At 58.9% G+C, this 8688-nt stretch carries 6 protein-coding genes and 1 pseudogene; 2 read left to right on the plus strand and 5 right to left on the minus strand.

The window, feature by feature from the left end; all coding sequences use genetic code 11:
* Positions 1 to 923: pseudogene (locus IVB32_RS02780) on the plus strand (transposase); the annotation flags it as partial.
* Between the two features lie 767 nt (positions 924 to 1690).
* On the opposite strand, the gene IVB32_RS02785 reads toward IVB32_RS02780, so the two are convergent.
* The 3 genes from IVB32_RS02785 to IVB32_RS02795 form a co-directional block, all read right to left on the minus strand.
* Positions 1691 to 2860, minus strand: coding sequence for an IS110 family transposase (locus IVB32_RS02785; RefSeq protein ID WP_247409713.1), 1170 nt, complete (start codon positions 2858 to 2860; stop codon positions 1691 to 1693).
* A gap of 231 nt (positions 2861 to 3091) precedes the next feature.
* The gene (locus IVB32_RS02790) at positions 3092 to 3907 is read right to left on the minus strand and encodes an MBL fold metallo-hydrolase (RefSeq protein ID WP_247395403.1); all 816 of its coding nucleotides are present in this window, start codon (positions 3905 to 3907) and stop codon (positions 3092 to 3094) included.
* 252 nt (positions 3908 to 4159) lie between these two features.
* Entirely contained in the window at positions 4160 to 5668 is a 1509-nt protein-coding gene (locus IVB32_RS02795; RefSeq protein ID WP_247409714.1) for a tetratricopeptide repeat protein, read from the minus strand.
* A 342-nt stretch (positions 5669 to 6010) separates the two neighbouring features.
* Between IVB32_RS02795 and IVB32_RS02800 the strand changes: the two genes are divergently transcribed.
* Complete coding sequence (locus IVB32_RS02800) at positions 6011 to 6964, plus strand: MBL fold metallo-hydrolase (RefSeq protein ID WP_247395405.1); 954 nt, start codon at positions 6011 to 6013, stop codon at positions 6962 to 6964.
* A gap of 177 nt (positions 6965 to 7141) precedes the next feature.
* On the opposite strand, the gene IVB32_RS02805 is transcribed toward IVB32_RS02800, so the two are convergent.
* Together IVB32_RS02805 and IVB32_RS02810 are read right to left on the minus strand one after the other, a co-directional pair.
* On the minus strand, positions 7142 to 7291 hold the full coding sequence (locus IVB32_RS02805) for a hypothetical protein (protein ID WP_247395406.1): 150 nt from the start codon (positions 7289 to 7291) through the stop codon (positions 7142 to 7144).
* Positions 7292 to 7580: 289 nt separating this feature from the next.
* Positions 7581 to 8336 carry a substrate-binding domain-containing protein gene (locus IVB32_RS02810; RefSeq protein WP_247392938.1) on the minus strand — a complete coding sequence of 252 codons (756 nt, stop codon included), beginning with the start codon at positions 8334 to 8336 and terminating at the stop codon, positions 7581 to 7583.
* Positions 8337 to 8688 lie beyond the last annotated feature (352 nt).

The following is an 8688-nucleotide window of genomic DNA, read 5'->3' on the forward strand; positions in this document are numbered from 1 at the left end:
TGCCATATTATCACGTCGTGTTCACGCTGCCGGCCCGGATCGCCGACATCGCCTACCAGAACAGGGCCATCATCTACGATCTCCTGTTCAAGCTCTCGGCCGAGACGATGCTCACGATCGCCGCAGATCCGAAGCATCTCGGCGCCAGGATCGGTATCACGTCCGTGCTGCACACCTGGGGCTCGGCCATGACCCACCACCCGCATGTGCACATGATCGTGCCCGGCGGCGGCATCTCGCCCGATGGCCAGAGTTGGGTGTCCTGCCGCCCGGGGTTCTTCCTGCCGGTACGCGTGCTCTCACGCCTGTTCCGGCGCTTGTTCCTGGGTCGCCTTGCCGCGCTCCACCAGGCCGGCCGCCTGAGCTTCTTCGGTAACGACGCTCAGCTCGCCGGAGCACAATCATTCGCCGCATTGCTTGCAGCGTCGCGCAAGACGGAATGGGTCGTCTATGCCAAGCGTCCGTTCGGCGGGCCACAAGCCGTGCTGGCCTATCTGTCGCGCTATACTCACCGCGTCGCCATCGCCAACAGCCGCCTGATCGCCCTCGACCAGCACGATGTCACCTTCAGATAGAAGGATTATCGGGTCGAAGGCCGCGACCGGCAAAAGCGGATGACGCTCGCCACAGACGAGTTCATCCGCCGCTTCCTCATCCACGTGCTGCCAAAAGGCCTTCACCGCATCCGCCATTACGGCCTGCTCGCACGGGGCGTCTGCGCCGACAATGTCGCACGCGCGCGCGAACTGCTCGCCGTCAGCGATCGTGAGGATGAACCGACCGAGACCATCGTCGACAGCGGCAAGCCACCGTGTCCATGCTGCGGCGGCCGCATGATCGTCATCGAGGTTTTTGAGCGAGGTGCAATGCCGCACCGTCAATCGACCGCGCCAATCAGCGCCATCAGGATCGACACCTCATGACCGCGCATCGGCCATTCCGCAAAGCTGTTCGTCATGCCCGCCGCTCATCGACCGGCCACGGCGCAGCGCACCCGAACGCTCATCGGTCGTCGCCCATCCGTCGATCATTGATCGCGTTCGACAACGTCCACCGCCCATTCCATGATAGCGACAGCGTCGTGCCGCGCGCTGCACCGGTTCGAACTCCATCACCAAACTCGCCTGCAGCGCTCAAATCCCCATAGAGCCTGCCGCATCAGTCCTGCCCACCATGCGCGGTTTCCTTGTATGGGGCTTTTTTTGTCAAGGAGGCGTTTCAAGAGGCGACAGGTCGCGCATCTTTTCCTTCGTCAGTTTCTTTGTTCGATCTGAAAGCCGTTTCTTCGTCCCGACCCGCACTTCGCCTGCGCTGGCGTGCGCAGAAGCTGTCAAGGTTGGCCGTCGCACGAATCATACCACAGGCTCCGCCGTTGCCAGGCCACACCTTGACAGCTTCGAGCACGACGGCACGGTTGGTGCGATCGGGATAACGATCAGAGGGGAGCTCGCTTGCGGGCGCGATCAATCGCGCCACAACCTTGTATTCGGTGGGTCCAAGGACCCGAACCATGATGCAGTCATACGCATCGGCAGCGAAGCTCCGAAGCGGCGGACCCATTCTCCCTTTCGGCATTGAAAGCCAAGGAAACACGTCGGGACCCCGCCACCTCGAACCGTCATCGGCGACACCGTCACAAGCGGACAGACAGGGCCGAAACTGTTGGGTGTCGTTCAGTGACCTCCGTTGATTATGCCGGCCGCAGAACGACGCCGTCCGGCACTACTCCCTCCCCCACGAGACGCCACAGGGCGATCAGGAGCTTGCGCGCCAAGGCCACGATCATGGTCTTGCGCGTCCCGCGGGCATTCTCGGTGCGGGCTCGAAACCACTGCGCCAAGGTGCTGTCCTTCTGGAACATGAGAAATCGCCACGCCAATTGGATCATGCCTCGTCGAACCCGAGCGTTGCCGGAACGGGTCAGCCCTTTCTCCCGGCGTTTTCTGCCGCTCTCGTCGGGCGAGCCCGTGAGGCCGGCATAACGCGCTACGGCCCGTCGGTCGCGCATGCTTCGCGACAGTACCTCCTGCACCAGCATGTCGGCCGTCTCAACACCAACCCCGATCACGCGCGCCAGCAGGTGCACCATTGCATGTGGTCCATCATTGGGCGCTTGCTTGAGACGCTCCAGGCGAGCGTCCTCGATCTGCCGTATCTGATCGCTGACGAGTCGCCGGCGCGCCATGTCGCGACGCAGCTCAGCCAGGGTGTTGGGCGGGATCGGCTCGCCCTCGGGGGAGCGCAAGCCGTCAAGGCGTTCGGCAGCTTTCTTCAGCTTGGGATTGAAGCCGCGGATGCCGAGCCGGATCAACGCTGCTTTCATTCGGTTGACGATCCGACTTTGTTCTCCGACGAGGCTCTCGTGTTCGCGGTTGGGCCGCTTGGCATCTTCGTCCTGGATTGTCGGGATCGCCACCATCTTGCAGTGATCACGCTCGCCGCGCAGCCAGCCGAGAAAAGAGCGTTTGAGCAGCTCGGTGTCGAGCCGATCGGTCTTGGCGCGCCGGTGCTCGCGCGACACCGCCACACTCGATGCGTGAATGACGTGAGCCTCAATGTCGCGTGCCCTGAGCCAGCGCGCCAGCCAGAAGCCGTCACGGCCGGCCTCGAAAACGACGGCGATGCGTTTGATCCGATGCCCGGCCTTCGTTGCTTCCTCTCGCCATCGATGCAGCAACTTCAGCAATGCGCTCTCGTCGACCGCGAGCTTCTTCAATGGCTGGCGCTCGACGCCAGGCACGATGCCGGCGACGAGCCAGCTCAACAGGCTCAGTTCGATAACTGCGATCAGCGTGCCATTCGGGTCGAGGGGGCTCGAGGATCGGCTCAGATCGTTCAACTTCTGCATGGGGCGCTCCATCGGTTCATCAGCAACAATGGATGCAATATCCTCGTCGCCGCCCCATAGCATCTCCCTTGGAGGCTTTCGGACGCCGGCCGCCCGGAATGTGCCGCGCCGTCAATCATGCGGCCGGCATCCGAAATCCTTCACACAAGCGGACATTTCGGTTCGACCGCCAATTGGTCCGGTAGGGGCCAAATCCGGACTCGTGCAGCGCAGAAAAAGTTGCTTCCATCGCGTTAGCTCGGATCACGGTTTGGCAGGTCTTCGGACGTCAATCTTCTCGCCGACGTCTATGACCATTAGATCTTCACCAAGCTCCAAGGGACCGGAGTAATTTTTCCGAGTTGGCGGAATCAGATCCTGCTCGGTCGCGTTTGGCAACACAATGTGTGAATACACTGCCAGCTTAGGCTTTGTCCGCGCAAACACCTCTCCCGCCTGCTCTGGCGTGACATGATGGGCAACAACACTTGACGTCCGCGCTGGCGGAACTCCAAGGCGCTGGAATGTTTCGGGCGAGGCGACCTCGTGCACCAACAGATCAACGTTCTGGGCGTGCCGGATTAGATTTTCAGAGGTGCGGGTGTCTCCGGAGAGCACGACAGACCGACCGGAATAGTCGATGCGATAGCCAAACGCCGGCTTTACTGGCGTGTGATCCACTTCGAACGCGGTGATCTTCACGCCGCTGTCCTCATATGTGAAGCCCTCGGCGATGTCCTCCGCGAGGATGACCACGCCATCTGGTGCGGCCCGGTCATCGTATAGCCTAATCCGGATGTCGTACTCGAATGCCTGCTCGAACAGCGACGTCATCCGCTTTGTCCCTCTTGGTCCCCACACCTGCAGTGGCCGATCCCGTCCCGGCGTAAGCCAACCGGTCAGCCACAGATCCGGGAAGCCGACAACGTGGTCTGAATGAAGGTGAGTGAGAAAGACGCCGTTTACATCCTGCCAGGGCACCTTGATCTGATTGAGTCGCTGAAGGGCACCGCGGCCCGCATCGAAAATGAACTTCTGCCCACCCGCTTCGACGAGGATGCTCGGTCCGAACCGGTTCATGACGGCCGGAGGACATCCTGTGCCTAGCAGGGTAACCCTTATTTCTTGTCCCTGTGCCGTCGCCGCCGGGACAAGGAGCAGGGCAAGTAGTGCGATTCCCAACATTCTCTGAAGACATTTTGACGACATTGGCTGCCCTCCTGGTCAAATCGCAACGTGATTACTTGGAGTCATTCGCGGCACTCTTGCTGGATCAAAGGGACTTCCGGTCTATTCCTCTTAAGTGAGCAAGCAACGAAGATCCTGGTCACCTCATTGCTCGCGAACGCCGGCCTTCCTCAGTCCTTCGACGATGTCGTCGTACTCACGACGAAACTGCGGATTGCTCGAACGTGCGTAGCCGATTTGCTGGAACCACTGGATCGTGAAGTCCGGTCGGATTGCATTCAATTCGACCAACACTTGCTGGGCCATCTCCAATTGGCCAGTGGCTCCATAAGCTGAAATCAGATCTACATACGGAAACCAGTCCAATTTACTCAAGTTGATGGAGCGCTTACATTCGTCGATGCCTTCCGCGTATTGGCGCAGATGGACATGAGCATGACAGAGGAAATAGTGCCAAGTGCCAGCGGCCGGATCTTTGGGGCTTAGGCGCAACGCGATCTGAATCGGGGAAAACGCTTCGCGCGCGCGTCCGGCCGTAATAAGTACGATCCCCTTGGATGCATACGCGACGGGCGAATTAGGATCGATTTCCAACGCTGCGTCGTATTCAGGTAAGGCTTGCTCAGGATTTCCGTAGTTCAAAATGTTTCCCTTGGCTACGTGCGCGTTTGCGGTCCCCGGGCGTTTTGCGAGAACTTGATCAATTAGGTTCAGCGCCGTCCTTTTGTCCTCGACCACGGATGTTGACCATCCGTAGATCACGCCCTCCGCGATGCACAACGACTTCCCGATCATTGCATCGATGTTGTCTGGATCGAGGCGCAGTGCGCTATCGAACAAGTCGTTTGCCTGTGCATTCGTTAACTTTGTCCGGGGGCCATAGCGCTTCGCCCAGCCGCGCATGCTGAAATCCACAGCGTCTGGATTGGTTGGCCTGTCCATTTGGCTGCGCCGGCTTTCGGCCTGGATGAGCTCGACGTTGAGAGAGCGAGCGAGCCGCGCCGTGACCTGCTCCTGCAAGGCCGCAAGATTTGTCCGATCGCCGTCAAAGCGGTCAGACCAGACGTCACGACCAGTCGACAGTTCGGCAAGTGACACGTTCATCCGGACCCGATCTCCGGCGCGCTGTACCGCGCCCTGTACCGCCCATCGGATACCAAGATCCTTGCCGAGCGTCTTGAGATCGATCTGCTTATTTTTGTAGGTGAAAGCCGTCCCGCGCCCGATCACGAACGTATCGGGCATTTGCGCGAGGTCCGTTGTCAAATCGGTCGTAAGGCCGTCGGCAAAATAGTCCTGCTCCGCATCGTTGTTGAGGTTTGCGAATGGCAGGACAACGAGAGACAAACGGGGAGCAACGTTAGGCCGGGTCGTAGCCTCCTTCTGCGTCTTTTGGCTTTCCGGAAACACGTCTGTGCGGAGCGTCTTCCAAACAGTCCAGTAGCCGACGAGGCCGCCCGCGATCGCACCGACGGCCGCAATCGAGGCCAGCGCGCCGCCAATCAACTGCAACCTTGCCCGCAGGCGGACCTTTAAATTGCGATCCGTTAGCGGCTTCCCCAGGCGCTCCTCATCGGAGACAGCTTTGTCCGGTTGATCATTATCGGATGGCGGCTTGCCAGGTGGGTCGTTGGAGACTTCCGAGTTTGTCACCGTTGCCTCTCCGCGTAGGCCACACGCTTGGACTTTTAGCTTAGCAGAATTGCACACCTGAGCTTGGTCAAGGCTTCTGACTCATTTGCGCTTCTTTCAAAGTTGTCGCGTCGTAAAGCCGGTCTAAGAGATTCACACAGGTTTCGTCTGGGCAAAAGTGTCGGTCTAGCGCTCAGCTGCAAACTTCCGGTCGTCCGCTCTCAACCGACATGTAGCGGCAGCGCTTCAACAGTAACGACGGGCCATGACTCGCTATCCCAAACCGGCTCAACCGGAACAGCGAAGTAGACGGTCCTGCCATTCAGCAGTAGCATTCTGCCGCTTCGGCGAGGGCGATCTGTGATGTTGAATAGACGAGAGACGCTAAAGATTTCCGCAGGAGCACTTCTCGCGCCGGCACTGGCGCCGAGCCTCGCCGCGGGACAATCCGCCCGCACGAAACTTGTGCTGTTGGGCACGACCGGCGGTCCCCCCTTGCAGGTTGGGCGAGCCGCACCTTCAAACGCCATTGTAACCGGGGGCTCCCTTTACGTTGTTGATTGTGGCAACGGCGTTGCCCGACAGATCGTGCAAGCTGGTCTTAGGCTCAACGCGTTAAAGAGCATTTTCATAACGCATCAGCATTCGAACCACAATTTAGACTACGGAAACCTGTTTTATTTTGCCTGGTATTCGAGCCTGCGGAAGCCAGTGTATTCTTACGGCCCGCCACCATTGGCGGAAATGACAAAGAAGTTCTTTGAGTTGAATGCTTTCGACATCGACATTCGAATTCGCGATGAAGGCAAGCCCGATCCTAGGGCGATGCTTATTCCGCATGAGATTGAGTTGGCCGGAATTGTGATGCAAGACGAGAATATGAAGGTCAGTTGTGTCTTGGCTGACCATCCACCGCTTCCGGTGGCGCTATCGTATCGCTTTGACACTGCAGATCGCTCTATCGTGTTCTCTGGTGAGCCCCGAAAGACCGACGCTCTCATTAGTCTTGCGAAAGGCGCGGACGTATTCGTCTGCGAGGCGCAATATCTTCCGGGAATGCGTCAGGCGCTCGATGGAGCCGTGAAAGTAGGCAGGTTCGATAAGGAGACCGCCGACAACCTTTTCAAAAGTGTTTCAAGCAATGCACTTACGGTCGAACAGGCCGGCGAAGTGGCTCAAGCCGCAGGGGTCAAAACGCTAGTGTTAAGTCATTTCGTTCCAGGAAATGGCGCTGTACCTGATCAGGTGTTTGTGGACGAAGCCCGCAAAGCTTTCTCCGGCGAAATCATCCCGGGCCGCGACTTGCTCGAAATTTGAATTTAGCCTCATGTTTGACAGCGTCCGGTTTGGGTCAAAGGCTGCCTGGGAAAGCTTGCATGCCTTGTTCCGGTGAACTTCAGGAAGCAGACCTCGGGAAGCTCTGAGCCAATGGAGGACTCCGCACGGTTTTTCCCATGCTGACCGACATGACATAGGGTTCAGGCGGCTCTTCGGCTAGGCGATCAAATAGAAGGTGGTTGCCAGCGCCGCGGCGAGGACCGCCAAGCGAGTGGCCGCTTTCATCATTTTCGTCATGGACGATTTTTCGATGATGAAGTTTAGCCCGCTAACGACCACGACCATGAAAGCCACAAGCAACCACATGACGCTCATCCTCTGATTGAGCACGTGGCATATGTATCGGGCCAAGTGTCCTGATTCTTTATCGTTGTTTCATTCTAACCAGACAGCACCCAACAAAGGTCTGCTCAGGGCCAAAAGCAGCGGTGGACACCAAGTTGGAACCGCGTCCGGATTGCCCCTGACGGCCGACATTACACGCGCTCAATCGACCTTCGGCTTCGGGCCATCAGCCGACATGCACCAGCGGGTTAAGCAATCCGCTGTAGCAGCGTCTATTGAACGTCGTTGCCCCACGAAGCAGCTGATTGTTTCACCCCGGCGTCATACCTTTGCTCTTGATCACCGATATGGCGTCCGGCGTTTTCAGGTAGTCGACGAGCGCCTTCGCGGCTGCGGCTTCCTTCGTGGCCGCACCGAGCGCGGCCGTGAATACGACATCCTGCTGCAAGTCAGCAGGGAACGGGCCAACCACATCGAGGCCCGGCACCGTCAAGACGTTCATCAGGAACAGCGCGAGTTCGGCCTCTCCGTTGGCGACTACAGCGACGACCTGTGCGGGGGTCGGCTGCGCTTTCATCTTGGCTTTCATCTGTTCGGTGATGTTGAGGCGCTCGAATACTTTCGCTATTGAATAGCCGGTTGCGCTTTCCGGAATCGAGGCGACCGATTCCGCGTTAAGCAAGGCAGCTTTAAACACGTCGGGCGTGGAGATGTTGGGCTTCGGCGCACCGTCGCGAACCGCGACACCGAGGCCAACACGAGCTATGTCCAGCGTCGGCCCGGCTGCGAAGTGTGATCGCGCGGCGGCGTCCCTCATTACCTCGACCGGCACGACGCCGACATCGAACGGCTTGCCGGAGGTAGCTTCCTTGATCAGGTTCGGAGTGGTGCCGAAGAAGATATCGAGCTTGTGACCTGAGGTTTGTTCGAACTTCGGCTTGAGACCCGCCCACACTGCTGTCATGGCGCCGCCGGCCAGAACCCTCAACTCAGCTGCGGTCGCCGCTGGTGACAGCATCATGCCGACCAAGATACCCACTGCCGCGAAGGAAAACACAGTCCTCATGAAACCTCTCCCGAGTATATGAACCGAGCGTTTGACGCACGTGGACGTTACGCTGCTCCTGGTCCACCGTCTAATGTCTCAGATGGGTCAAAGGCCGCCCTCGGCGGCTCCAAGTTCAACCCTCGGAAGCGGAACGGGCTAGGCCCAGAGAGGAAGTCAGCCACCGGCCATTTCCTGACTCCAAAGTGCGCCACGACCAACGCCCTTTTCAACTGGTTGGCACCACGGTAGCCTTTACCTCCGTGGCTGAGGAAAAAGGGGTGTACTCAGTCGTCCGTTAAGAAGCCGAATTGAGCGGGAGCGGACAGGCAAGCGTATGCGATAGCTGGATCAGGAAGAGGCACAAGAGTTC

Source organism: Bradyrhizobium sp. 23 (assembly GCF_023073295.1).
Classification (GTDB): domain Bacteria; phylum Pseudomonadota; class Alphaproteobacteria; order Rhizobiales; family Xanthobacteraceae; genus Bradyrhizobium; species Bradyrhizobium canariense_D.